Source organism: Paenibacillus sp. FSL K6-1318, from assembly GCF_037976905.1.
Classification (GTDB): domain Bacteria; phylum Bacillota; class Bacilli; order Paenibacillales; family Paenibacillaceae; genus Paenibacillus; species Paenibacillus amylolyticus_A.
The window spans coordinates 1,663,455-1,689,438 of record NZ_CP150270.1 but is presented as its reverse complement, the minus strand read 5'-3'; the positions used below and the strand labels follow the sequence as shown (position 1 = coordinate 1,689,438).

Sequence of the window (25,984 nt, the reverse complement as noted above, 5' to 3'; positions counted from 1 at the left end):
CCAGACCATATTTTTTTTGGTAAAAGGAAAGCTGCACAGCCGTCCTGCTCCGGATGCTGTTCACCTAAACCTCTTTTGAACTAGCCATTCCATGTCTCATGGACATATTCAACTTTTGTCTTTCAGAGAGTGGACACTCTTTTCAAAAAGACATATACCCTCCGCCAAACGAAAACCACAACATACAGGATGAACTCCACGATATAAGACTACATGTTGTACAAACGACAGTCGGTCAATACTAACGTCCATGTCCACCTTTTGAAAGACAATTCACCACCATTTGTCCACTCTACAGAGACACGACAACCAACTTCAAAGATTGGAAAGTGAAAATTAACAATTCATACTCAACTCACTCATACTCGTAAAATGCATCGTCATCCGTATCCACTTCTTCGCCCGATTGCTTCTGGAAAAACTCCAGGAACGGCAGTCCGTACTTGCGGTACTTGACCTCACCGACCCCTTTGATATCCAGCATGTCACGTTCTGTCTGTGGACATACCACACTCATCTCGCGCAGGGTCGCATCATTGAAGATAATGTACGATGGCACATGCTCTTTGGCTGCCAGATCACGACGGATCAGACGCAACTGTTCGAATACGGTCTCGTTGACCGCAGATGGCATCGCATCGCGTCCACGACGTCCGCCGTAGTTCGTACCCGAAGCCGTCGCCACTGTCTTGCGGACCACACGCTGCATCACTTCACGCTGGCCTTTGAGTACTTCCACCGCTAGTGGTTGCAAACGAACGACCGGATACTGTCCCTCGGACAGCATCAGATATCCTTCCGATACCATCACGTTGATGATCTCCGAGATCTCACGCTCTGTCCGATTACCCATCACGCCATAGGTTGGCAGAGAGTTGAAGCCGTAATCGAGTACCTTTTTGGCACGAGAGCCTTTGAGCACCGAAGCAACCAGTGATACACCATAACGTTCACGCATGCGGTGAATGCAGCTGAATATTTTCTGTGCATCAATCGTCATGTCTACCAACTCACGGTCGTCCGTACAGGAACTACAAGTACCGCAAGGTGTATCGTCATGCACCTCACCGAAATAATCCAGCTGCGCACTGCGCAGACAACGCGTCGTGTAACAGTAATCCACCATCTGCTGCAGCTTCCGGTAATCATTCTGTTTGCGGTCGCCGTCCATCGGATTCTGCTCAATCAAGAATTTCTGGGTGATAATGTCCTGTGCACCGAATAACAGAATACACTGGCTTGGCTCACCGTCCCGACCCGCACGTCCAGCTTCCTGCACATATGCTTCCATGTTCTTCGGCATGCTGTTATGAATAACGTAACGTACGTTCGATTTATCAATCCCCATCCCGAACGCATTGGTCGCCACCATCACTCGGATATCATCGTACAAAAAAGCTTCCTGGCTCTGGGACCGTTCATCGTCCGTCATCCCGGCATGGTAGCGTCCTGCGGGCAATCCCGCCTGCAACAAACGCTGATGCAGATCGTCCACGTCCTTACGGGTCGCGGCGTATATAATGCCTGGCTCGCTGGCATGCTCGCGCGCGTAATTCAGAACAAAATCCTTCTTGCTCTCGCCGCGCAGCACGCTAAACGCCAGATTATCCCGCCCAAGTCCGGTCACATACGTCTGCGGGTCCTGCAAACGCAGCAAACGCAGAATATCGCCCATGACCTCGGGCGTCGCTGTAGCCGTAAAGGCCGCAACCACCGGCCGCTCCGGCAAACTGTCCACAAACGGCGCTACCGCGAGGTAGCTTGTCCGAAAATCATGTCCCCACTGCGATACACAGTGGGCCTCATCCACAGCAACGCAAGAAATCGGCAAATAGCCCATCTCCTCGCGGAACCAATCCAGCTCCAGTCGCTCAGGCGCGACATAGAGCAACTTCAACTCACCGCGCTGCGCCGCGCGGATGCGATCATTCACTTCTTTGCCGCTAAGTGTACTATTAATATACGCGGCAGCAATTCCGGCGGTCGTCAACGCATCGACCTGGTCCTTCATCAATGAAATTAACGGGGAGACGACAAGCGTCAGTCCCGAATACAACAGAGCGGGGATCTGATAACAGATCGACTTACCGCCCCCGGTTGGCATAATACCCAACGTATCCTCGCGTTCCAGTAGGCTGGCTACAATCTTTTTCTGTCCCTCACGGAAGTCGGGGTAGCCATAATATTTTTGCAGGAGACCCTGCGCTTCTTCTAATGTAGGTGTTTGCACACTCATGTAAAGACTCCTTACTTATCACCGATGTTCTTCCACCAGCTTGGTCCGATCCGATTCTGACATCCGAAAGCGGCACATATACCGCATCCTTGACAACAAAATGGCGTTCTCATGACTTGTCCGTCAAGCAAACGCCGCTCCCTTTAGTTTAACGGCCCAGCCCCGAATGAGCAACCGCGTTTTACTGTAAAACGTTTCACTTCATCAAAATAAAAACAACCGCCCTGCCCTAGTTGGACAAAACGATTGCATTAAACTTATATTTACGTGCCACGCTCATATCACGCTAGTGTATCCGTACCCATTCATCTGGTGAACTTACTACACCTTATAACTTTACTTTAATCTTTTAACGACTCTACCTCAGATTCCGGCAAGCCACTTGCCTTTGCAATAACAGAAACTTCAATTCCTAGAGAAAGCATGTTTCTTGCTATTTCAAGAGCTTTTTTACGTTCGCCCTTTTCCGTAGCCCATTCAATCATGGAAGCTTCGTCATGCAAATACTTCTGCCGCTCTTCATATAAACGACGCGCTTCCCGATCCTGACTCAAGAACTCCAGCGTATCCATCGCCTTCTTCAAAGTAGGTTCATTCATTTGCAATACCTCCCAATTGGATTTATCAGCACCTTTCAGGAACAAAAGCCAGTTAATCAGCCCGCCTTCCATCGGAACGGATTGATCGTCCAGTTTGGACAGCTCCATGAAATGCACTTCAAGATCATCACTAAGTTCAAGTCCGGTGTGGTCTTCCCTCAGATGAAAAACATTATGATAACGCTCATTCGCGATAAACGAGTAATTCAAAATATTAATGGTGACGCACTTTTTCAATTCTTTGTATGTCTGACCTTCCTGCAGCTGGCTCGAATAACGCTTGCTCCAATAGTATAGGGTACGCTTTTCGATGTCATATTTATTAAATAACTGCATTTCAATGTTGATCAGCTTACCTTCAGCTGTTTTCGCCCAGATATCAAATATGGACTGTTTATCCAAAGGAGCATCTTTATCGGTATACGGGTTAAGTAGTACGATCTCTGTCAGTGGCTGTTCACCCGACTCTGCAAACGTTCGGTTCAAGAACACAAGCAGGACATCTTTATTTTCCTCACTGCCAAAAATACGTTTGAAAACAAAATCGTTTCGAGGATCGAGCAAATCAGACATCTGACCATCAACTCCGTTTCTTCCTATTATACCATGTCGGGTGCATATATTTGCAGGATACACTTCGATATCCGTATGAATTAACGAACTCCAATCTCGTTCCTTTAAAATGTCATCTCTCATCAAGGTTCATAAGTTAAATAAGGATAAATATAATTCAGTATATCGTGTCCATTAATTATCTTGAACAAGCTCACTCATCGACAAATGCTGCTTTTGCATTCATGCGATAATACAATCCTTTCCTCTGCATCAGTTGTTCATGCGTTCCATCCTCGGCAATTCGGCCATGCTCCATCACAAGGATACGAGAGCACTGACGAGCGACCTCCATCCGATGTGTGACAAGTAATCCTATTCTGCCTTTCATAAAGTTCAGCAAGTGATTCATTACGTTCTGTTCTGTCTGAATATCCAATGATGACGTTGGTTCGTCCAGAATGTACAGATCGGATGACCTCATAAAGAGTCTCGCAAGCGATAGTCGCTGTTGCTGGCCTCCGGATAGATTGGCCCCTTTCTCTTGCAACATCGCAGCGTATTGCTCTTCCTGGGCCTCAATGAATTCATGCAAACCTGCCTGCTCTGCCGCAAGCTTTACCTTGTCCAACGTAGCGTCTATATTTAGACGGATATTTTCTTCGATCGTTCCTGTAAAAAAAGTTGGTGTCTGCGGCATATACGTCAGTCTGGATTGATTATCCATCTCTATATACTCTGCAACATGTTTATCACCCAGCAATATGTTTCCGTTTGTTGGCTCGATCAGCCCTGCACACACTTGGCACAGTGTAGATTTGCCTGCGCCGCTGGCACCAACTACCGCAACCAATTCACCAGGAAACAGATTTAGTGTAATCTGATCCAGAATCCTCCGACCACTGTCATCATCGGTTACCATAACCTGTTGAAGACGTAGCATAGCAATTTCTTTCTCTTGATATGCTGTTTGTTGTGTATACCCTTGATTTTGGTCATAACTTCCTTTTGCAAGCTCGTCGTGCTTAGAATTAGATGAGTCTGTTTTCTTGTTCTCCGCCAATTTCAACCATCCAGAGATACGTCCAAATGCACCCACGCTGGCTTGCATCTGACTCCACTGGCTGGACAAGCCGAGTACTGGCCACACCACCAATTCGAACAGCAGACTACTTGCAACAACCATCCCCGGAGACAAAGTTCCCCTAGCCGCTGACAAAGCAATAAGGAATAACGCTGCCAATTGAGCCAAACCAAACACCGCCATCGCCACGTTATCCGACATGCTCAGGGTCATCTGTAACTTGGCCTGAACACGATTCAGTGATTGCTGTTGTGTTCGAAATCGTGCGAGAAACCACGGTGAAGCATTATAGGCTTGAATCACCGGGATTCCTTCAACATACTGTTGAATCTGCTGTTGTGACTCCCCTTCCCTTGATTCGACCTCATCGGATAGATGTACGATTCGCTGATCATACAACCTCGCCGTGAACCAAATCAACCCAGCACTCACTAAGGCGATAGCTGCAACCCATGCATCTGCTCTATACAAGTATCCCAATGATAGGGCTATGATGAACACAACCGTAACGCCCTCTGCAATAGCCTCCACAACTTCTGCACCATGCTTGGTGTCTTCTTTGATGCGAAGCATCACATCCCCGGACTTCTGTCTGCGAACCCACGCATAAGGCATCCTGTTTAATAACTTCAGCAAGTCCATAGACATGTCTCTGTACATGGACTCCTTGAGCCATACTAGTACATAACGATGCATCGCGAGCAATACAATAAATCCTGCCAGAATGGCGATGAAAATCATCGCGGTGGCATTAAGCTGTTCCTGTCCCCCATCATGAATAGCATCCACGAAGAATCCTTGTACAAAGGCAAGTCCCCAATCGAACACCGCATCTGCTGCGATAAAAATGAGCAAGATCGCTACAGCTAATCCATAAGGCTTCATCCAGCGAAAAATGACGGGCCATACCGTCGCCAATGATACAGCTTGTTTTGGGTCATCTGGAACATCACTTTCGTTCATCTGATGATGAGCTTCATTTTCGATATTTTCATTTTCATTATTTTCATTTATCTCATATGCTCCACTTTTCTCATGACTGCTTTTCATTTCAACCTCATCGGCATACGCTACGTTTTCAGTCTTGTTACTCATGATGTCCCTCCACTTCCGCATCCTGCTCCGTAATATAGCTTCGATATCCGTTTGCACGGTCCAGCAATTCACGATGAGTCCCCGTATCTTCGACGAGTCCCTTCTGCATGTAGATGACCTGATCCGCCCGTTCAATCAGTGATAAACGATGGGTAACTGCAATAACCGTTGTGCCTTTGTCAGCAGTGACACGGGCGAACAGATCATTCAACCGTTGCTCATGCAACGGGTCTTGAGATGACGTTGGTTCATCCAACAATAGAATATCCGGGTTCCTTAGCATTGCTCTGGCTAAACCAATACGCTGAAGCTCACCACCGGACATCGTCCCGTCTTGTGGCTGAAGCACTGTTGCATAGCCAAGCGTTTGACGCATAATGGCGTCATGTGCATGAGTCATGTGCGCCGCAACCTCTACTTGATCGGCAGATATCCCCTCTTGTCCAAAAACAATATTTTCTTCCACTGTGCCGTTGAAAATAAAGACTTGTTGCGGAACATACACCTGATTGAGATGCTCTGCCTTAACTTCGTTCATATCATTTAATGTATTCTTCTGATTCATTACCTGGATCGAACCAGTGACAGGTGTATCTAATCCGGCTATTAATTTCAATAACGTGGTCTTCCCGCATCCACTTGGCCCGGTGATTACAGTGAGTTTTCCTTTCGTGGCTACAAAAGAAATATCCGTTAGCACTTCTTCTTGTTCCGCATACCTGTAAGACACATGCTGTACCTTAATGCCAGTCGGTTTAGATTGCTTCTCAAGTTCACCTGAACCTGGTTCGGATCGTACATATGTACTTGTACTGGTATTAGCAACCGTGTTCTTTTTCTCCAGATCCAGTACTTCAAAAATTCTGGACGCATGAGAAGCTGAACCGATAAAATCATTCCACAACCCGGACAGCGACTCTATGGGACGAGTTAACTGACTGCTCGCCACTAGAAATGCCGCCAACCCTCCCACATCCATATGTCCATTCAACACCTGCATGCCGCCTAGATAGAGAATCAGAATCATGCCACCATATGTGGAGACCTGTCCGGCTGCCTCCGAAAGACGTTGTAACACAGATACGGACATTGTATGCCTGAACACTTGATGCATTCGATCTTTAAAATGATGGTGTATATAACCCGCGAGTCCATAGCTTCGGATCTCAACTGGGGCTTGAATGATTTCAGTAAGCATCTCATCTCTTGACGCCGCACTGGCATTCAACTGATCATGTTGTTTTTGTAAACGTTTACCCAGCCCTACCGTTACAAGAGGATAAATTAACGTGAATGCAATGATAGCCAACGACAGCGGCAAGTTCACCCAGCTGAAGTAAGCAAAGGCAAGAATCAGCTGAATGATATTTTTCGCGAGTTCAATGCCATGTTGGTTGATCCCCTTCTGTGCTTCCTTGGCTGAAGTCCAGACCCTAGAGGTTAGGTCACCCGTATGATAATGTGCCAGATCACGTGTCTCTGTGTTGCTAAAGGATGAGAGCAGTAGAGACTGCACAGACAATAATGTCTTTTGCTGGAATAACGTCTCGACCCTCGTCATGAATGCGGTTACAATCAATCGTAATACTACAATGCTAACGCCTATGATCAACCCTGAGTAGAGTAACGAAAACTGTGCTTCAGTCGCGCCTTTGACCAGTCTTCGGATCGATTCCAAATAACCGACCTCAATCAGGGAGACCATAAATGCGGCAAAAAGCAACAGAATGATGAATATTCGGTACTTGCCCGTTAAGGTCCATAATCGAGTTAGCATACCTAACGTCGTATATGTTCTTTTGTCAGCAAACATGGATGGTTTCTCCAATCTTGTCATTAAATTATGTACTTGGTTATGATATCATCGGTAATAAGGAAAAAATGAACATTTATTGCTGTAAGTACTATCAGAAGTAAGGAGATCGCTATGCAACATGATTTGCTGAATACATTGGATAAGCTATTCGACTACATAGAAGACCATATTCAAGACAAATTAACGCTGGATCATCTGGCATCCGTGACTCATATATCCAAGTTCCACCTGCATCGCATGTTCAAACATGTGAGCGGACAACTGCCTGGAGAATACATTCGCTCACGCAAATTGGCACGTAGCCTGGAGCAATTGGTGAATCTGAACTGGAAGATTATCGATATCAGCGGACATTATTCTTTTGAACATGAGCAATCCTACATACGTGCTTTCAAACAGGCCTTCGGCATCACACCTCTGCAATATCGCAAACAGGGAGCTGGAGATCTTGAATTTACAGCCCGCATGACTTCGTCCATGATCACGATGCTTCCGTATGGATATATTTTCAAACCAACATATGTACGAAAACCGGCTATGAAACTCATTGGGCAGCGATCCCATATTCGGTATGCAGACAATGAAGAACACTATGAAGCTAATTCAGCAGGCAACAACTTTTTTGAAAAACACTTTCATTCGATTCCTAACGTGTTGCATCCCAACGTATATATTGGATTTACCAATGAGATTAATGAAGATTACAGTACATACCAGCCCTCTGTAGAAGTAATCAGTTTAGATCATATCCCTGAAGAGCTGGACGGAATTGAGGTCCCGGCCAACCAGTATGCTGTATTCAAATTCGTCTGTGATTTTCATCCAAGTCTGATCAACATAGATCACTTGGACAGTGTCTGGACATTTATTGATGAATATTGGCAGAGCCATTCGGGGTATGAGAAGAGCGATCCATACTATTTTGAAAGAATTGATGGCAGTCTGGCTCAGGACCACTACGGAGAAATGGACATATATATTCCTGCAAAGCAAACTTCTCTGTAAGCTACCATTGGAGGTTCAACCTTATGGATTCAAAGACTCAAGCTAATTCAAGTTCATCCCATACAGATTCTTGCAAACCTTGGATACGGAGACACCCGATTCTCACTACATTTACATTGTTGATTCTTGTACTGTTTGCCGCCGTATTCCTGTATTTCTGGCTACGTCCATACTTCTCCACGTTTGACCGTTCTGAGAAAGGAGAATTGAGCTATTCCATGCCTTCCCGGAACGGTGAATATACCGCCGAGATTTATGGTGTGCCCTATGGTGGTGCGGCAGGCGGGGTTACGATGTGGGTCGATGTGAAGAAGACGAATACCCCTGAGGACTCCATAGTAAAAACGATCTATCGTGCCGAGCACCACGGAAATAATCATCTCGAATGGGAAAGTGAAAACACACTCCGGATTGAAAACTGGAATGAGTACACAGATGAGACCATTACCCTCAACATTGATGAGGAAATATATGATGGCAGGGGCTGGGCGTGCAAAAGCTTGCGGATGAAAGACCAGTATGTACGATGTCTGGCACCCGAAAAGTAAAGCAATCTCGACGCAAAATGACATCCTGACTACATGGCTGACCATCGTGATGCGTGTGTCGTACTCACTTCATTCATGCTTCAGAAGCTTCACACGGTACAAGCAGTGTGAAGTACATAACATAAAGCAAGCCCCGCTCACCGACTTCTTCGGTCAAGCGGGCCTGCTCTGCTCTTGTTCTACATATTTCCCTTTATCTGTTTATACTAAATTGTGGTCTGTACATGCTCGTTCACACTAACAATATCGTAGTTATCGCACTTAAAACACATGACAAACTCATACTTTCTCTATTACATCTATTATACCGCTTAATCTTGAGTACCTTCTGCTCCTGCTCGTAATTGTGCCTTACACTCTATTTCCACTCAACCTTTATTTTCACTGATCCGCCCTATCGCATCCTACCAGCAACGAATTAGTTTTTGTTGTTATTTCACTTCTACTTCAATCTATTCCCCCTATTTCCTAATCCTGCTTCAAACTCTTCTATTCTCATCTGTCCCAGTTCGTCTCCCTACTTACGCGGTGACACTTCACCACGTTCTTCCCGCTCTTTCATCTCTCTACGCACCACTACTTCGAGCTTCTGCCGATTGGCAAGCAATCCGGGATCATTTGGCAAGTACTCACGGGCTTTGGTGTTATGCATCAGTGCCTGTTCCCAGTTGCCCAGATGGGCATAGCAAAGGGAAAGACGGGCATGTGGCAGCCAGGTACGACATGCCACGGGCACCGGGCGCAGACCCGGATCGCGGCTGCTCACGTCTACGGCTTGCATATACCAATAGATCGCCGAGACGGGTTCCTGCCGTTCATGGAAGCAAACCGCAATGGCGCAGCAGAAATCGGCATGTGGCAGGTCATATTGGAACGACTGCAGCAATGCACCGAGCTTACGGCCCGGCTCGCCAAGCCGTTCATTACATTCAGCCAGTCGTGCGCAGGCAATGAGCCGATCCTCGCGATACCCGCTCGGCTGCTCCAGCAGCTTCGCGTACCCGCGTGCCGCCGCCGCATACTGCTTGCGGTCATAACATTCGCCTGCATAATAGAACAGCAGGCGACCTTGGGCTACGCCCTCTTCGGCGATCCATTTGCGCAGGATGCGCACGTTTCGCGCCGAATGATGTCCCGCTTCGCGGCGGTGCGTGACGGCAATGTCTGCCGTAATGACCCCGCTCGGCGGGAAGCTGAGCTGCTCGTGCAGCCGGCCATGCCAGCGGCACCCGGCATCCCGCTTGACCAGGCGAAGGCGTCGGTCCGTCACGAGCGGACTTCCCTCCGGCCCCTCGGCCAGCGTGTAGTTCAAGATCACAGCCGCCGTCTCCCCCTCAGACGGCAACTGCTGCTTCAACACCGCAAGCTTCGCCCGTTCCGATGGCAGCAGCACATCGTCCGCATCCAACCACAGGATATACTCCTGCGTGGCTTTGGCGAATGACTCATTCCGCGCTGCGGCAAAGTCTTCCTTCCATTCATACGTGTAGACCTGGTCGGTATATTGCGCAGCGATGTCCATCGTACGATCTGATGAACCGGTATCCACAATAACGATCTCGTCCGCGATGCCGGCAACCGAATCAAGACAGCGCGCCAGCGTGCGTTCCTCGTTCTTCACAATCATGCACAGACTGATGGTGATCACGTTTTGAGCCCCTTCCTGTCGTACGCGTATTACAAAATTTCATAACGGATTTGTTCTTTCATTGACTAGGTACTTCGAACAAAGTACTAGCATTGGTATTTAGAACTTAGTATTGGTGCATGTACTAAGCCACTCTAATTGCCTCCTCAAACGTACGATTATCATGTAACCCAGGATCGTCAACGCTACCGCTACAAGCGACTGCTTTCACACTCGCATTCCCACAAATCACAAGTTCAGTAAAGAACACATATCATTTTCACCGTGGCTAACGAACTGAGGTGACGCTATTTGGTGCATTTCAGCCAAATGGAAAATCTAACGAATCTGAGGCGCGCTATTCTCGCATTTCAGGCAACCATTCGTCGTTTATCGCAGCTTTCGGATGAAATAGCGTCGCTGAGATTCGTTACATTCTTCCCCTCTCCCAAATCACCAAGATAAGGCGTGTGAGATTCGTTAGAACATAGAGTTACTCTGTTGTCACACTTATCAGCAGTTTGGAATAGAAATGCTCCATTTAAATATTCTGATAAGTGATCTAATAAGTGCTTTGTTAAGAGCTCTGAGACGCGTAGAGGGGAGACTTTCGAGACCCTCATCCCTTTACTCTAAAGCGAGCCCCCACTCTCCTGACGGCGAAGCCGTTTCACCTGCTCCACCGCACTGTCCAGCGCCTTCTTGCGCTGCTTCATTGCGCGTAGATGCTGATGTTCCACCTCGGCAAAATGGACATGATCCAGCGCCATCCACTCCATCAGTTGATCCAAAGTCGGTGACATATGCAGCTGCGTTCTCCGCCGTCTGCGGGCTACGCAACATAGATATTTATGATGAACTTCCAGTTTCAAGACTTCGAAATACGGCATTAGAGACATCGCCAGATTTCCTGCATAGAAGGTCTGCTTGTGATCATAGAACGGATGAAAGCCATACGGCACGGTTACAACCAGCGTCCCATTCTCTTGCAACAGTCGATGAATCTGGATCAATAACGTCTCCGGATGGGCAAAATGCTCCAGCACTTCTCCAAGCAGCACCGTGTCAAAGGTAGTTCTGACTTTCCATTGCGTAATGTCCAACATTCGAAAATCCACATTGTTCCTAACTGGCTTGGACTCTTTAGCAAGCTCGGCTTGCGCGTATCGGATGCTCTCTTCTTCCAAATCGATGCCGGTCACACGAAAACCTTCACGCGCCAGTAAAATGGACGTAATACCCTGACTGCAACCGACATCCAGAATCCGTTTACCTGTAGTCTCGCGACACATCCAGTGGACGCGGGTCCGGGTCGCCTCATGAGAATCTTCCGAATTAATCTCGCCGTAATAGCGTTCACTCACCCGGTCATGATTTGCCATAGGCATCTCCCTGATCCTTGTCGGGATCGATGGCAACTTCATGGTGAGCTACAGTATCCTCGACTGCCACTTCTTTTTGTCCTACCCATGCTACGATCTCCTGTTGCTCACGAATTCCCTTCCCATGACCAACAGGTTGGCCCAGCACCACAATATTTCCCCCATGACATCCGGCGGTTGCATTGCGTGTATCGAAAATCAGCTTCGCATGATCCGCCATCTCCTGATAATCGAATCCCGTATGATCCGTCGTGATGATTACCAGATCAGCCCATGTCCACAATTCTGGCGCAGCAGGCCGAGACTGGAGCATCGTCCCGTCATCTTTACGGAAGACAGGCACCATTGGATCGGTGAAAACTACATCTGCGCCCGCTGCGCTCAGCAGCCGGAAAACGTCCAACGCAGGTGATTCGCGCAGGTCGTCAATGTCTTTTTTGTAGGCCATACCCGCGAGTACAACACGTGCTCCCCCCACAGATACACCATTTTGCTCTAGTAGCTCCGCGGCACGCTTCACCACTCTCGCTGGCATTTGCCGATTGGTTTCATCCGCCAGCTGGATGAATTGCAACTCCGAACCCTGACGATTTGCAGCCCAGGACAGATAGATCGGATCGATTGGAATACAATGTCCGCCGATGCCGGGACCGGGATAGAATGGCATGTAACCAAATGGCTTGGTGGCCGCCGCACCCAGCACCTCCCAGATGTTTACACCCATCTGTTCACAAGCAGGAGTCAACTCATTCACCAGTGCAATGTTCACACTGCGAAATGTATTTTCGAACAGCTTTGCCGTCTCTGCTACCGTCGTTGAACTGACAGGAACAACTTCGTTAAGAAACGAGCCGTAGAAATGTTTACCGTAATTCAGACAAGCGGGTGTGGAGCCACCAATGATCTTCGGGGTATTTTTCACTCCATAATTCACACTGCCCGGATCTACCCGCTCTGGAGAATAACAGACGTAGAACTGTTCTCCAGCTCGCCAGCCGTTTGCTGCTTCAATCGGTTGTTTTACGCGTTCCTCCGTGGTACCCGGATAGGTCGTGCTTTCCAGAATAACCAGGCTACCTTCCTGCAAATACGGAGTCATGCCATCCACCGCTGCCGAGATATACGAGATATCCGGTTGATGCTCGGCGGTCAGCGGAGTGGGTACACAGATTACAATGACATTCGCCTGCGCCACTGCTGCATAATCAGTGCTTGCCGCGAATAAGCCTGCCTGCATCAGTGACTGAACAACCTCATCTTCTATACCGATGACATACGAATGCCCGGCACGCAGCTTGGCTACCTTGGAGGTATCGATATCGATACCGTGTACCTGATAACCTGCCTGTGCCATCTCCACGGCCATGGGTAAACCTACATAACCAAGACCGACGACAACAGCTTTCAGGGAGCGGTCATTGATGTGTTGCAGTGTATTATGTTGCCGCTGCCCTTCTTTTCCTTCGTGCTGCTCGTGCTGATGATTCTCTTCCATACCCTCCACCTCCAAACGCTCCACCTCCCTTCGGTGGGCGTGTCTGAAAACTCCGAACGAGTTTTCAGACACGCCCTAGTCGATATAGCCGCCTGCACGCAAGAAGCGGGCAATCGCTGGCTTGTTCATCATGGCACTGTCCGAACGATACTCGGAGAAGTTTACACGAGGCAGGCTACTGTACTGATCGGTCAGTCCCTTGTCCTGATGCTCCGGCAGGATGACATAATACTGCGCATCGTATTGGTACGTGCGCGGCGCTTCATAGGGCGAGATCAGCACTTCATGCAATTTTTCGCCTGGACGTATGCCTGTCACCTTATAGTCAAAGGATGGACGACCTGCCTGTTCCAACATGACGGAGGCCAGATCCGTCATCTTACAAGCTTTCATTTTCATCACAAACGTCTCCCCGCCTACCGCCGCCTCAGCCGCCTTAAGCAGTAAATGTATGGCCTCGGTACGCGTCAGGAAAAAGCGGGTCATGCCTTTGTCCGTAATGGTCGGGCTCTTGCCTTCATCAATCTGACGACGGAACAAGGGCACGACACTGCCGCTGGTTCCAAGCACATTGCCCCCGCGGATGCAGACAAATCGAGTGCCTTCACTCAGCCAGTTGGCACGGATCATCATTTTTTCACCCAAGGCCTTCGTCATGCCATATACGTTAATCGGATCTACCGCCTTATCGGTGGACACATCAATGACCTTGGGAACCTGCATGCGGATCGCAGCCCGAATAATGTTCTGCGTCCCGATCACATTGGTCTTGAACGCTTCATCCGGCTGGTCCTCACAGACTGGAACATGCTTCAGCGCAGCCAGATGGAAGAGTACATGCACGCCTTTGCACGCATCTTCCACTGCCCGATAATCCCGGATATCCCCAATGATGAATCGCAGACGCGGATCATGGTTAAACTCACGCTGCATCGCAATCTGGGCGTATTCATTACGTGACAGAAGGCGAATCTCAGCCGGGTCCTGCTCCAGCAGTACCTCGGTCAGCTTTTGACCCCAGGAGCCTGTTCCTCCGGTAATCAGAATCGTTTGTCCTTGAATCATGGATGAATCCCTCCCAACTCAGATCATGAAGTCGCGTAATACCTGTGCCATCTCATCCCGGTTTAACCGGTCGTTGGGCGGTACTCGTTTGACTGAAGTATTATTGGAATGCACGATGTTGACATAATTGCGCGGAGCAAGCAGCTCATGCGGCAGTTCGATGACATTGCCATGTGTACCTCTGCCCGGAAGCTTGACCCGGTACCCCGCTGCATATTCGGCCGTTTGATATAAATAGACATAGAATTGCGGAGAACGATGAAATGCTGGCGCCATCTCGTTATTCACGCTATCCCACAGATATCCGTTCTGGTTAATTAGGGCCATCGTCTGCGGCTGTGGCTGAATATCATAGAGCTGTTGTACAAAAGTCTTATGATACAGATCATCCGAATCCAGACGGGCAATATAGAGTTGCTCCGCACCTTTGGCAAAAGCCAGAATGGCACGCACACTCTCGATATTGGTTCCAAAACGAATATTGGAAGGAAGCGGCTCCTGACCTGCCAGAATGTCCTGCATCAAGTCCCCCGATTCCTTGGATAGCTTCACCACAGTCAGAAAATCCTGATTCGTCTGTGCCTTCAGGCAATGCAATGTGAACGTGCGGAAGATGCTCACCCGACGCTTCAGCCATTCCCGCGTCAATCGCTGCGGGTCCATCCCGTAGTTGTTGAAGTTAATCTCAATCACAACTTTCCTGGACATAACATTCCTCCTCATGAACGCTGCAAATTCCGTTTACCGGATACAGACCTTTTTCAACGTGATGATACCGTCTTCTACGAAAACCTCTTCTACCTGACTGATTGCTTACGAGAAACATCCCGCTTGCCAACCCAGCACTCTATAACATATGAATCGCTGATAGAAGCGGTAACGACAGATGTACTACCTTTCAACGAAATAGATTGATATACACCTGAAGATGGTGCCCTGCGGGTCGAACGTACATATCGTTACTGGCGCCGCAACATAGAATAGAGCAGTTCAATTTTCAAAGGGGGCAACCACTCGAATGAATTCGATCTATCTTGAAATGGAAGGTGTGCTTGATCAGCTTGAAGCGGCGCTTCTTGAACAGCGTCCTCTCTCTCTCGTGCGAGTCGGCGATGGCGAGAATATTGTCATGTCTCAAGAAACCGTATGGCCCACAGAACAGGTCCTTCAGGAGCGTTGGGCCATCAAAGCCAATTTAGGACAAAAAGGACTGAGCCTCCCCAACCCGCAGCTACGAGATGAGGTCGCGGCATCATTGCAACGTGCGGATATCGTTGGCATTCTTCCCCCCGGTGACAGCACCATTAACGCTCCGGATTATCTCAAAAGACCCCTGACCGATATGGTGTTTGCTCACTTTGGCATCTCTCCTCCACTGACTTGTCATGCCTGTGTCAATCGGGAGCTGGCGCAGAATCCGCGTTTCTGGCGGATGCTTGCAGGCAAGCGCGTGCTACTCGTTACCCGAGAGATTGAGGCACTGCGTGCCACGCTGGAACGTGAGCCGTATTATCTAAACATTGTGACTGCACTACCCTTCGACAGCTATGATCAGATGCAGGACACGCTTGAGTGGATTCAGACGAATCAAGATACCTTTGATGTCGCTCTCTTCTCCTGCGGCGTTAACGCGGTTATTCTTGCTGAGCGAACAGCTGCACTCGCCGGTAAAGTCGCCATCGACTTTGGCAAAGCCAACAACATCATTCTGAAGGGACGTGCCAACTAATCCACACGGACACCTCCTTCAGATGAGTGAGCTACATTGAGATGTACAGATACTTGTATGACAAAAACCCCCGACTCCTTGAGCCGGGGGGTTCATGCTGAGCGCTAGTCGAAACCTATCGCTACATTGCCTTGTACTTCTGGGTCTCTGGGGTATGAAACGAACTCTGCCTTGGGCGAAGCGATATGAAAGCACTCTGCCTGTTCACATTAGGTCTTTCACAACTAGCCATTGGCTGCAGCAATACCGTATAACATCTCTGGCCCGGTTCTTACTGCTGTGGACACTCCCGAGATAAACGAAGTATACACACTTTCCAGTGCTGGTGGTGCAGACAGATCCTGCGCTGTGAACGAATGAAATTCGGCACCGCCGTTCTGTCCAACCGTCCCTTCAGCACGGTAGATGACATAGAAGGGATCATATAGGAATCCCCGTACCAGCTCCACCACAAAGGTATCTCCCAGTTCTCCCGTAACGCCCACTGTCCCGTTCAACGTAATAATGGGATTCACCACGCCCTGGGTCTGAAGACCAATCGTGCCGAATGCTTCCGGGGATGGACCTAAAGATAAACCGGGCTGTCCTACGGTTCCCGAGTTCATCGAAGTTCTCATATCGAGAAACACGCCCATGAGTAACACCTCCAATGCTATGGGATACCATATCCTATGAATCTCACAACTCTTCGGATTGGATGTATAGCAGTTTCCATGAACCTATTTTTATTTGTCGACTGTTAGTGGTATATTGAACTGCATAACGAAATGAACGGATCGTATGCACACAAGCGGTACAGGCTGTTCAGAAGGAGATTACTATTCATGAATAAACGCAAACGTCCAACGGGCAAAACATCGGCCTCGGCCAAGGGGAAAACATACGCTGGTTCATCTACAGCACGTTCCGGCAAGTCTAACTTCTCATCTGCAAAATCATCAGGTGCTTCCGCATCACGCAATACGGAGGAGAACAAGAAGCCATTAGCCGTGAAATCGTCGGCCGCCCCCAAGAAAGCCGGAGGCAACAAATCCAAAAATGGCAGTGCTTCTAAACGCCCCGGCAATTCCTATTATCGCAAGCAGGAACCACCACGCCAGTACAAAGTAACCGAACCGGATGAATTGCTGAATTTCTTGCTGCAACATCTGAAGTCGGGACGTAATGCGGTAAAATCCATTCTGGGTCGTGGACAGGTATCCGTGGATCAGAAGGTCGTAACCAAGTTTAATGAGGCGCTAACGCCAGGTCAGATTGTATATATTAGAAAAGAAGGTGCAGTCGCTGCTCCGTCCTTGACAGGCATTAACATTTTGCATGAAGACGATGATATCATTGTGATCCGTAAGGAAGCCGGACTGTTGTCCATTGCCACTGACAAGACAGATGACCTGACGGCTTATCGCCAACTGACAGAGCATGTTCGCCGCACCAATCCGCTGAACCGGATTTTTGTCGTCCATCGTCTGGATCGGGATACGTCGGGTGTCATGATGTTTGCCAAGAGTGAAGAGGTACAACAGAAGCTGCAAAACAACTGGAAAGAAAACGTGCAGGACCGCGTCTACGTTGCCCTTGTTGAAGGAACAGTAGCCAAAGAAGAAGGAACCATATCTTCCTGGTTGAAAGAGACCAAAACGCTGAAAATGTACTCCAGCTCGCGTCCAAATGACGGACAACATGCGATTACACACTATAAACGTCTGAAGTCGAACCGGGAGTTCTCTCTGCTGGAAGTGCGCCTGGAGACAGGTCGCAAAAATCAGATTCGTGTGCATATGGAAGATCTCGGACATCCGATTGCCGGTGACAGAAAATACGGAGCACGTACAAGAGACCTCGGCCGTCTCGGTCTTCATGCACGTTTACTCTCATTTATTCATCCCACAACCGATGAGCTGATGTCATTCGAGACGGATATTCCGAAGCCATTCCTGTATCCGTTCCGTACAGATGCGCCACCCGCGAAGTAACCGCACCTTTAGTGTGTGTATATAGAAAATTCACTGATCCATGGATCTTGCCTGAAAGGAGGAACGGACACTGAAAAACCTGTTAATCACCGGTTACCGGGCACATGAATTGCAGATTTTTGGACAGAAGCATGAAGGTATTCCTTTTATCAAAAAGGCCATCTCCTCCCGCCTCACTCCCCTTGTCGAGGAGGGTCTGGAATGGGTGTTGACGCCGGGACAATACGGTGTGGACTTGTGGGCCTGCGAAGTGGTCATTGATCTGAAGAAGACATATCCGCATCTGAAACTGTCGATCATCACCGCCTTTCAGAACCCGGAGGAACAATGGAAAGAAGACAAGCAGGAGTATTACCGTTCCATCCTCTCGGGTGTGGACTATTACGGTGCGATTAGCAATCAACCTTATATCGGGCCGTGGCAGTTCACTGCACGGGATGACCTGTTGCTGCGCAAAAGCGACGGGCTTCTGCTCGTCTATGACGAAGATGCCGGGGAAGGCAGTCCCCGTTTTGTCAAGGAAAAAGCCGTGAAGAAACAGCAGAATGAGGATTATACGATCATCAGTGTCACTTCGGAGGATATTCAATCGGTAGCTGAGGATGAGCGTATGAACGATATTGCCGACTTTGACGATTCTTCATTCTGAAAAAATGTAGATCATCTGAAGTCCATTCATGCATAGCTTTCATCAGAGGGGAATCGTATTTTGAATGACGTACATATGTTTTTTTTCGAGGCAGGTTGGGTATAAGTAGTATTATAACTGCGATGATATGTCGTATGGGATAAGGGGAACTGCAACCATGACAATTACGCCAGAGCAGCGCATTCAACTGCATGGATTTAACAACCTGACCAAGTCGCTCAGCTTCAATATGTACGATATCTGTTATACCAAAACCAAAGACGAACGCGAAGCTTACATTGAATATATTGATGAACAGTATAACGCCGCCCGGCTGAGTAAAATTCTAAACAACGTTTCCGATATCATCGGAGCCCACGTTCTTAATGTTGCCCAGCAGGATTACGTGCCTCAAGGTGCGAGTGTGACGATGCTGGTCTCGGAAGGTCCAATCGTGGAGATCCCCGAGGAATCACTCGATGAATCTCCCGGCCCTCTGCCCGATAACGTTGTTATGCAGCTGGATAAAAGCCATATCACTGTGCACACCTATCCTGAGTTCCACCCCAGTGAAGGTATCAGTACCTTCCGTGCGGACATTGATGTCTCCACCTGCGGTGAAATCTCACCGCTCAAGGCGCTGAATTATCTGATCCACTCCTTCGATACGGACATTATGACGATGGATTACCGGGTACGTGGTTTCACGCGGGATACGAGCGGACGCAAGCTGTTCATTGACCATGAGATCGGCTCGATTCAGAATTATATTCCGGATGAGATCAAGAGCAGCTTCGACATGATTGACGTGAACGTCTATCAGGAGAATATTTTTCACACCAAGTGTAAACTGAGGGAATTCGATCTCGACAATTATCTGTTTGGGTACACCAAGGATAAGCTGAGCAAGAAGGAACAACAGGAAATCACCGAGTGGCTGAAGCTGGAGATGGATGAGATCTATTACGGCAAAAACATCAATCGTCCCTCTTAAGCAGCTGTTTAATGGCTGATTCATAAGGCCAAAGTTTAAGACAAGATATCATGAAGGCAGGGTTCTTTTATTCACGGGACCTCCGGCATGGGCTTGTCTTTTTCTTTGTTATGTTGACAGTGTGCAACTTTATTTCTTATTATAGAAGTAACTGTATCAATCTACAGTGAAGGAGACTGAGCCCGTGATCGAAACGAATACGACAAGACGTAATGAATCACTGTTACAAGCACTGACTGCACAACACAATGCCATCACCAATAACATTGCCAATGCAGACACGCCTAACTACAAAAAGAAAACGGTAGAGTTTCAGGAAGAGCTTAGACGTATCGTTGAAAATGGCAAAACAGATCAGCTCGCCATGAAACGGACTCATGACAAACACTTTCCTATCAGTGATCCCAATTCTTCCATCGTACAGTACCGAATTGTCGAGAACAACGAAACAGCCATGAATAATAACAACAATAACGTTGACATTGACAAGGAAATGGCGAATCTTTCGGAGAATCAGCTCATGTATAACTACATGGTCGATCGGGTCAGTGGACACTACAAAAAAATGAAAAATTTACTGAATGATTTGAAATAATGAATGTACAGCAGCCCGCGATGGCTGCTTTTTTTTATGGTCTTTTCCCCTGAGTGTAGCTCGTTTGGTGCCATTTTTCGGTATCCGCTCCTGTTCGTAGTATAATGGGGAGAAACGATTGATTTCATATCGAACAAAAGAGGTGCAACATGGCTCCACGTCATTTAAATGGTTTTCAAGGTTCCAAAGTGAGGCTCGCGGCTCCATGCCCGGAAGATTGCATGCGTCTCTCCCGCTTTACGGATGATTATGAATATTTGCGCAACATGGATACTGATATCGCTATTCCGTTAACGCCGGATGAAACGGGTTCTTCGTCTGTCCGCCGAGACAACGGTTTTGAATTTGCATTACGTACACTGGATGGGAATCGATTCATTGGCTTCACCGCGCTCTATCGGATCGAATGGAACAATCGGTCTGCTCGTCTGGCGATTGGTATCGGTGAAGAAAATGATCGGGGTAAAGGATACGGCAGTGATGCCCTGGCTCTAATTCTTCGGTATGGCTTCCACGAATTGAACCTGAACCGAATTGCGCTGGAAGTCATCGAGTACAATGAAGCGGCTAGACGTGCGTACCTAAAAGCCGGATTTCGGGAAGAGGGTCGCCAGCGTTCTGCAGTTTTGCGGGATGGCATGCATTATGACCTGATCTCGATGAGCATCCTTGCGGAAGAATGGTCAGCACAGTCTCGGCTTCCATTGTCATTCCAGTCCACTCGTACTTCTGAATCTGGGGAAATGACAGCGGGTGGTTTCTCGCAGCGTCATGCGACCGAACAAGCTGCGCTATCCATCTCGGAGTTACGCTTAGATCCAAAAGGTGAATCTGAAGTTTCGCCTCGCATTGGCGTAGGCGCAGTCATTCTGAATGAACGGGGCGAAGTGCTTCTCGCTTGGCGGAATCGTCAGCCCGAACAGCATACCTGGAGTATTCCCGGCGGGAAAGTCGATCCCTATGAATCACTGGAAACCGCCGTTATCCGTGAAATCAAGGAAGAAGTGGATCTGGATATCGCCATCGACAGTCTGCTCTGCACGGCGGAGACAATCCAGCCAGAGCAGAAGGAACATTGGATATCTGTTCTCTATTCCACCAAGGTGATTAGCGGTCATGCTCGTAATCTGGAAGAAGGCGGCGCCATTGGTGAGATCGGCTGGTTCCCACTCCATGATCTGCCCTCTCCACTCGCCTGCTTTGCCGTACCTGGGCTGGAAGCTGTGAAGAAGCTATATAATGAATCCCTGTAATTCTAATATTCCATCGGATGGAGGTATTCGCTATGAATCATGCAGAACAGATGAATGATCTATTCCAGGCGGTACAGGACGGCCACGTTGAGAAACTGAAGTCACTGCTTGATGCTGACCCGGAATTCGCCAATACTGAAAATCAGGATGGGTTAACTCCGCTGGGATATGCCTCTCATTATGGACAAGCAGGAGTAGTTCGTCTTCTTCTGGAGCATGGAGCAGATGTTAACGCCCTTTCTCATTCCAAGATTTCCTTTATTCCATCCAATACTGCACTACATGCCGCACTTGCCGGAGAACGTTCGCCAGAAGTTATCCAACTTTTACTCGAACATGGGGCATCCACGAGTATTCTGGACAGCGATGGACAATATGCGTTGCACTCCGCAGCATTTCATACGGATCAAACTGAACTCATCGAGGTGTTACTCCAGCATGGTGCCGATCCGAGTGTACTGAACTCATCAGGTCAAACTGCATTGGACATTGCACTTGAACGTGGTAACACGTCTACAGCTTCATGTCTGCAAGCAGCCACTGTAGCGCAGCAGCAACAATGATTAGATAACGTGAGCAATACCTTGAATAACCGTCAGGACTCTTTTTGGAGTACAAAAAGAAGGTCTGACGGTTATTTCTTGTTCGATTACATATTTTTTTCAGGAAATAAGAACCGTTTGACGCCTTACGCGGTCTAATACTCAACATATCCATGAAAGGAGGAGCCATGTGACCCCTACTCAGCTCACCATCGCCGCACAAAAAGGGGATGCCGAGGCTTTTGCAGCCTTAATGGAATTGCATCAGAGCCGACTGTACCGTATCGCCTATGCGTATCTGCACAACGAAGGTGATGCGCTGGAAGCGATTCAGGAATCAACCTTCAGGGCGTTCCGCAAACTCAGAAAATTAAAAGAGCCCTCTTACTTCGGCACTTGGCTCATCCGCATACTGCTCAACTACTGTGCGGACGAACGCAAACGCAAAAGTCGGTTCAGTCCCGTCACCGAGATTCATGAATCCAGCAGTTGGGATCGTCCTGCGGACCCCGACCTTGCTGCCGCCGTATCCACTCTTGACCGGGATTGCAAACAGATTATTATTCTGAGTTATTTCGAAGGTTTCTCCTTAACTGAAGTTGCCGATATTCTCGAAATCCCAACCGGAACCGTAAAATCCCGATTACATCGGGCACTCGGACAGCTCCGTGATCAACTTGAAACGAAAGGAGATGCATCCTCATGACGGATGAACAAAAATCATTCGAGACATTGGAAGAACGTCTGAATGCTCGCAAGACGGAGTACGAAACCATGCCTGTACCCGATGCCGCCGCATATCAGGCTGTGCAGTCCGGAATCCGCCAGGCTGCCCGTAAGCGCAAGTCCCGGCTGCGTTGGTATATGAGCTCCATCTCAGCAGCTGCCCTCATCCTGCTATTTACGGGATGTATCCGTGTCTCTCCCGCTTTTGCGTCCTTCGTCGAGCAATTGCCTGGCATGGAAGGCATTGTGAGCATGATTCGCCAGGACAAAGGATTAATGATGGCGATCGATAAGTCCCTCTTACAGAAAGTCGGGGTAACCGACGAGCATGATGGTGCTTCCGTGACCGTTGAAGGCATTATCACAGACGAGTCACGTATGGTTATTTTTTACACGATGAAAGGCATGAAAGACCCTGAGAAATTCAACTACGACATTGATTTGCTGGATGAGAACGGTAAAGATCTTCCTGTTGCATTTGGTTACTCTTCACCTAAGCCGACTTCAGACGAGAATGTGTATGAGAATATGATTGATGTGATCTTCACGGATGGAGCCTCTCCGCCCGAAGAGCTGAGTGTTGTATTTAAGCCAAGAGATACAGCGAGTGCTGAAAAGTGGAAAGTGACGTTCCCGGTAGACAAGAATCTTACCAAAGGCATGAAAAAAGTTATTCCTGTGAATCAGACGTTAACGGTGGATGGGCAGCGTATTGATGTGAAAGAGGCTACTCTGTATCCAACCCGTCTTGTGTTGGATGTGAATTTTGATCCAAAGAATACCAAGAAGGTATTTGGCCTGAGCGATCTTCAACTGGTCGACGAACAAGGTCGCGCGTGGAGAACAGATACCTCGACAGGTGGAGATGAACGCTCCATTTACTTCGAAAGCATGTACTTCTCCATACCGAAAAAGCTGACCTTACAAGGATCTGGCTTCTCCGGATTGGATAAAAAGGATCTGGATTTTTCCCTTGATCTGAAGTCACACCAGATTACAGGTGGACCACCTGGATTGAAGATGGTTGGCAGCAAGGTTGAAGGCAAAGATCTAATTATCGACTTTTCTGTTGCTGGTAGTATGAACGGCGGATTCGTTCTAGGTTTCGATAATGTTACAGACAGTGCAGGGAAGTCATTTGAGGTTACTGGCTCCAGTTGGAGTAGTGGCGATGGGACGGATGACAGTCATACGATTGTTTCTTCTACTATCGAAAATGGAGCGAAGATGCTGGGGGAAATTCAAATGCACATCTCCACCTATCCAATGAAAGTGAAGTCCCCTTTCACATTGGATATTCCGGTGAACCCATAATCTTACGTCAGCAGGCTGTGTTTATCTTAAATATTCTATATAATGGAAACATTCATTTTAAAACAAACAAAGATGTTAATAGGGAAGGTGTGGTTAGACATGAATCAACGTTCCATCCGTTATCCGCAGCCACTCGCTCCGGGAAATACCATCGGTGTGGCAGCACCCTCCAGCGGTGTTGGCGAATCCCTGCACCATTATCTTGAGGAAAGCAAACGCAATATGGAGCGCCTTGGTTTTGGCGTGTTGGAAAGCCCATCGCTCCGCCACAACACCAAATGTGTGAGTGCCTCCAAAGAGGAACGCGCCGAAGAGATGAATGAATTTTTCCGCAATTCAAATATTCAGGCCATTATCCCTCCATGGGGTGGAGAGTTCCTGATGGATATCCTGCCCCTGCTGGATTGGGAAGCCTTAAAATCGTTGCCGCCAAAATGGGTCATGGGTTATTCGGATATCAGTACCTTCCTGTTTGCCTACACTCTGCTCACCGGAACAGCAACAGCGCATGGCACCAATTATGTTGATTTAAGATCAAGTGCCCTCGATCCGGTGACTGCACGCTGGATTAATGTTTTGCAGGCCGAATACGGCGGACAGATCACACAATCGTCTTCCACACATTATCAATCAGCTTGGAAACCGGAACTACCGGGATTTAACCTGGATACACCTTCGCGTTGGAAACAGCTCGGCCACTCGGAAGATGCAGATACCTCTGTGTCGTTCTCGGGTCGGCTGATCGGCGGCTGTATGGATACAATCTCTAGTCTGATTGGTACGCCGTATGCACCCGTCCAATCGTATCTGGATCAGTACTGCGCAGACGAAGGAACGATCTGGTATCTGGAAAGCTGTGAGATGAATGCGGGGGATATCTACCGTCATCTGTGGCAAATGAAACAGGCTGGCTGGTTTGCAGGTGTGAAAGGTTTCATGATCGGCCGACCTGCGGGTTATTCCGATACAGCGGATTTCAATTTCACCGATGCCCTATCCTCCGCGCTTGGGGATCTGGATGTCCCAGTACTGTACGATGTGGATCTCGGCCATATTCCGCCCCAGTTAACCTTTGTGAATGGAGCACTAGGCAAAGTGACTTATGAAAATGGACGCGGGAACCTGGAGATGGCGTTTGTGTAATCACCTTTTGTAGGCAGATGCATACCTTGAAGTATGAACTTATTTTGAGGAAGGGTTGTGCATCATGTCTGAATCCACATCCACGCCATCCACACGTGTCGTGTATCAAGCCAATCAACCGATGCTTCAATCCGTGCAAAGTGTGCGGAATATGCTTCATCATACAGCCCGGCAGCATGTAGGCAAGAAGGTGCAAGTCCAGAATATTGATGGGCAGGTATGGGAAGGAGTCATCATCAGTGCAGACCGGGGAATTTTGTATCTCCAGGTTACCCCGATGCATGGATACCCTGAACCGCGCGCCTTGTTTGGACCGACGATTTTACCACTTGTGCTGTATGAATTGTTGGTTATTACACTGTTGATGTAGCTGGTATTATGCGTCTATATCCGAACCCGCTTCAAGAAGCTTCGCTCCTGTGACCTTCAGGTCTTGGGAGCGAAGCTTTTTTATCGTCATAGCGTCAGTGCGGTATGATTCCTTGCGGGCGTGTGAAATATGATACAATGGTGTCGGCACCACGCCTTATCTCATATGAAACGGAGCTTGATCCGGTTGGAATACATACGTCATGATTCATCA

General features: G+C 48.2%; 23 protein-coding genes and 1 pseudogene. 14 read left to right on the top strand and 10 right to left on the bottom strand.

What is annotated here, in order from left to right; genetic code table 11:
• Positions 1-355 precede the first annotated feature (355 nt).
• The 4 genes from recQ to NYE45_RS07355 all read right to left on the bottom strand — a co-directional run bounded on the left by recQ (position 356) and on the right by NYE45_RS07355 (position 7,379).
• Positions 356-2,236: a DNA helicase RecQ gene (gene recQ / locus NYE45_RS07370; protein ID WP_340016196.1), complete on the bottom strand. Its 1,881-nt coding sequence runs from the start codon at positions 2,234-2,236 to the stop codon at positions 356-358.
• Positions 2,237-2,577: 341 nt separating this feature from the next.
• Positions 2,578-3,408 (bottom strand): Rpn family recombination-promoting nuclease/putative transposase, encoded by an 831-nt coding sequence (locus NYE45_RS07365; protein ID WP_169479064.1) that lies wholly within the window; start codon positions 3,406-3,408, stop codon positions 2,578-2,580.
• A gap of 193 nt (positions 3,409-3,601) precedes the next feature.
• Positions 3,602-5,566: an ABC transporter ATP-binding protein gene (locus tag NYE45_RS07360; RefSeq protein ID WP_340016195.1), complete on the bottom strand. Its 1,965-nt coding sequence runs from the start codon at positions 5,564-5,566 to the stop codon at positions 3,602-3,604.
• Complete coding sequence (locus tag NYE45_RS07355; protein WP_340016194.1) at positions 5,559-7,379, bottom strand: ABC transporter ATP-binding protein; 1,821 nt, start codon at positions 7,377-7,379, stop codon at positions 5,559-5,561. Before NYE45_RS07355 ends, NYE45_RS07360 begins: the two co-directional genes overlap by 8 nt.
• A gap of 114 nt (positions 7,380-7,493) precedes the next feature.
• Here NYE45_RS07355 and NYE45_RS07350 point away from each other — a divergent pair, with 114 nt between their 5' ends.
• Together NYE45_RS07350 and NYE45_RS07345 are read left to right on the top strand one after the other, a co-directional pair.
• Positions 7,494-8,387, top strand: a complete 894-nt coding sequence (locus tag NYE45_RS07350; protein ID WP_340016193.1) for a helix-turn-helix domain-containing protein — start codon at positions 7,494-7,496, stop codon at positions 8,385-8,387.
• 116 nt (positions 8,388-8,503) lie between these two features.
• Positions 8,504-8,935, top strand: a complete 432-nt coding sequence (locus NYE45_RS07345; protein WP_340016192.1) for a DUF5412 family protein — start codon at positions 8,504-8,506, stop codon at positions 8,933-8,935.
• A gap of 517 nt (positions 8,936-9,452) precedes the next feature.
• Here NYE45_RS07345 and NYE45_RS07340 read toward each other — a convergent pair.
• The 5 genes from NYE45_RS07340 to NYE45_RS07320 form a co-directional block, all read right to left on the bottom strand.
• The gene (locus NYE45_RS07340) at positions 9,453-10,583 is read right to left on the bottom strand and encodes a glycosyltransferase family 2 protein (protein WP_340016191.1); all 1,131 of its coding nucleotides are present in this window, start codon (positions 10,581-10,583) and stop codon (positions 9,453-9,455) included.
• Between the two features lie 611 nt (positions 10,584-11,194).
• Positions 11,195-11,944 carry a methyltransferase domain-containing protein gene (locus NYE45_RS07335; RefSeq protein ID WP_340016190.1) on the bottom strand — a complete coding sequence of 250 codons (750 nt, stop codon included), beginning with the start codon at positions 11,942-11,944 and terminating at the stop codon, positions 11,195-11,197.
• Complete coding sequence (locus NYE45_RS07330; RefSeq protein ID WP_340017331.1) at positions 11,931-13,448, bottom strand: nucleotide sugar dehydrogenase; 1,518 nt, start codon at positions 13,446-13,448, stop codon at positions 11,931-11,933. Before NYE45_RS07330 ends, NYE45_RS07335 begins: the two co-directional genes overlap by 14 nt.
• Positions 13,449-13,514: 66 nt before the next feature.
• Positions 13,515-14,504, bottom strand: a complete 990-nt coding sequence (locus NYE45_RS07325) for a polysaccharide biosynthesis protein (RefSeq protein ID WP_340016189.1) — start codon at positions 14,502-14,504, stop codon at positions 13,515-13,517.
• Positions 14,505-14,522: 18 nt separating this feature from the next.
• On the bottom strand, positions 14,523-15,212 hold the full coding sequence (locus NYE45_RS07320) for a glycosyltransferase (RefSeq protein ID WP_340016188.1): 690 nt from the start codon (positions 15,210-15,212) through the stop codon (positions 14,523-14,525).
• Between the two features lie 310 nt (positions 15,213-15,522).
• On the opposite strand from NYE45_RS07320, the gene NYE45_RS07315 reads away from it, so the two are divergent.
• The gene (locus NYE45_RS07315) at positions 15,523-16,233 is read left to right on the top strand and encodes a GT-D fold domain-containing glycosyltransferase (RefSeq protein WP_340016187.1); all 711 of its coding nucleotides are present in this window, start codon (positions 15,523-15,525) and stop codon (positions 16,231-16,233) included.
• 224 nt (positions 16,234-16,457) lie between these two features.
• Here the strand turns inward: NYE45_RS07315 and NYE45_RS07310 are convergent, their stop codons facing one another.
• Entirely contained in the window at positions 16,458-16,868 is a 411-nt protein-coding gene (locus NYE45_RS07310) for a hypothetical protein (RefSeq protein ID WP_340016186.1), read from the bottom strand.
• A 189-nt stretch (positions 16,869-17,057) separates the two neighbouring features.
• Here NYE45_RS07310 and NYE45_RS07305 point away from each other — a divergent pair, with 189 nt between their 5' ends.
• From NYE45_RS07305 to NYE45_RS07255, 11 genes and pseudogenes are all read left to right on the top strand, one after another.
• Positions 17,058-18,206, top strand: coding sequence for an RluA family pseudouridine synthase (locus NYE45_RS07305; RefSeq protein WP_340016185.1), 1,149 nt, complete (start codon positions 17,058-17,060; stop codon positions 18,204-18,206).
• Between the two features lie 70 nt (positions 18,207-18,276).
• Entirely contained in the window at positions 18,277-18,855 is a 579-nt protein-coding gene (locus NYE45_RS07300; protein ID WP_340017330.1) for a DUF1273 domain-containing protein, read from the top strand.
• 157 nt (positions 18,856-19,012) lie between these two features.
• A complete protein-coding gene (gene speD / locus NYE45_RS07295; RefSeq protein ID WP_036610662.1) occupies positions 19,013-19,828 on the top strand; it encodes an adenosylmethionine decarboxylase in 816 nt (271 codons plus the stop codon).
• Positions 19,829-20,012: 184 nt separating this feature from the next.
• Complete coding sequence (gene flgB / locus NYE45_RS07290) at positions 20,013-20,423, top strand: flagellar basal body rod protein FlgB (protein ID WP_036610664.1); 411 nt, start codon at positions 20,013-20,015, stop codon at positions 20,421-20,423.
• Positions 20,424-20,572: 149 nt separating this feature from the next.
• Positions 20,573-21,061 (top strand): annotated as a pseudogene (locus tag NYE45_RS07285) (GNAT family protein); the annotation flags it as partial.
• 210 nt (positions 21,062-21,271) lie between these two features.
• A complete protein-coding gene (locus NYE45_RS07280) occupies positions 21,272-21,676 on the top strand; it encodes an NUDIX domain-containing protein (protein ID WP_340017329.1) in 405 nt (134 codons plus the stop codon).
• Positions 21,677-21,708: 32 nt separating this feature from the next.
• Complete coding sequence (locus NYE45_RS07275; RefSeq protein ID WP_340016184.1) at positions 21,709-22,239, top strand: ankyrin repeat domain-containing protein; 531 nt, start codon at positions 21,709-21,711, stop codon at positions 22,237-22,239.
• 169 nt (positions 22,240-22,408) lie between these two features.
• Positions 22,409-22,924 carry a sigma-70 family RNA polymerase sigma factor gene (locus NYE45_RS07270; protein ID WP_340016183.1) on the top strand — a complete coding sequence of 172 codons (516 nt, stop codon included), beginning with the start codon at positions 22,409-22,411 and terminating at the stop codon, positions 22,922-22,924.
• Positions 22,921-24,258 (top strand): DUF4179 domain-containing protein, encoded by a 1,338-nt coding sequence (locus tag NYE45_RS07265; protein ID WP_340016182.1) that lies wholly within the window; start codon positions 22,921-22,923, stop codon positions 24,256-24,258. The genes NYE45_RS07270 and NYE45_RS07265 overlap by 4 nt, the downstream gene beginning before the upstream one ends.
• A 99-nt stretch (positions 24,259-24,357) precedes the next feature.
• Positions 24,358-25,401, top strand: a complete 1,044-nt coding sequence (locus tag NYE45_RS07260; protein ID WP_340016181.1) for a S66 peptidase family protein — start codon at positions 24,358-24,360, stop codon at positions 25,399-25,401.
• A gap of 64 nt (positions 25,402-25,465) precedes the next feature.
• Entirely contained in the window at positions 25,466-25,771 is a 306-nt protein-coding gene (locus NYE45_RS07255) for a hypothetical protein (protein WP_047842070.1), read from the top strand.
• The last annotated feature ends 213 nt before the right edge of the window (positions 25,772-25,984 follow it).

Coding starts and splice junctions, on each gene's coding strand:
- recQ (WP_340016196.1), bottom strand. CDS start 2,236: ATGAGTGTGCAAACACCTACATTAGAAGAAGCGCAGGGTCTCCTGCAA.
- NYE45_RS07365 (WP_169479064.1), bottom strand. CDS start 3,408: ATGTCTGATTTGCTCGATCCTCGAAACGATTTTGTTTTCAAACGTATT.
- NYE45_RS07360 (WP_340016195.1), bottom strand. CDS start 5,566: ATGAGTAACAAGACTGAAAACGTAGCGTATGCCGATGAGGTTGAAATG.
- NYE45_RS07355 (WP_340016194.1), bottom strand. CDS start 7,379: ATGTTTGCTGACAAAAGAACATATACGACGTTAGGTATGCTAACTCGA.
- NYE45_RS07350 (WP_340016193.1), top strand. CDS start 7,494: ATGCAACATGATTTGCTGAATACATTGGATAAGCTATTCGACTACATA.
- NYE45_RS07335 (WP_340016190.1), bottom strand. CDS start 11,944: ATGGCAAATCATGACCGGGTGAGTGAACGCTATTACGGCGAGATTAAT.
- NYE45_RS07325 (WP_340016189.1), bottom strand. CDS start 14,504: ATGATTCAAGGACAAACGATTCTGATTACCGGAGGAACAGGCTCCTGG.
- NYE45_RS07320 (WP_340016188.1), bottom strand. CDS start 15,212: ATGTCCAGGAAAGTTGTGATTGAGATTAACTTCAACAACTACGGGATG.
- NYE45_RS07315 (WP_340016187.1), top strand. CDS start 15,523: ATGAATTCGATCTATCTTGAAATGGAAGGTGTGCTTGATCAGCTTGAA.
- NYE45_RS07310 (WP_340016186.1), bottom strand. CDS start 16,868: ATGGGCGTGTTTCTCGATATGAGAACTTCGATGAACTCGGGAACCGTA.
- NYE45_RS07305 (WP_340016185.1), top strand. CDS start 17,058: ATGAATAAACGCAAACGTCCAACGGGCAAAACATCGGCCTCGGCCAAG.
- speD (WP_036610662.1), top strand. CDS start 19,013: ATGACAATTACGCCAGAGCAGCGCATTCAACTGCATGGATTTAACAAC.
- NYE45_RS07275 (WP_340016184.1), top strand. CDS start 21,709: ATGAATCATGCAGAACAGATGAATGATCTATTCCAGGCGGTACAGGAC.
- NYE45_RS07265 (WP_340016182.1), top strand. CDS start 22,921: ATGACGGATGAACAAAAATCATTCGAGACATTGGAAGAACGTCTGAAT.
- NYE45_RS07260 (WP_340016181.1), top strand. CDS start 24,358: ATGAATCAACGTTCCATCCGTTATCCGCAGCCACTCGCTCCGGGAAAT.
- NYE45_RS07255 (WP_047842070.1), top strand. CDS start 25,466: ATGTCTGAATCCACATCCACGCCATCCACACGTGTCGTGTATCAAGCC.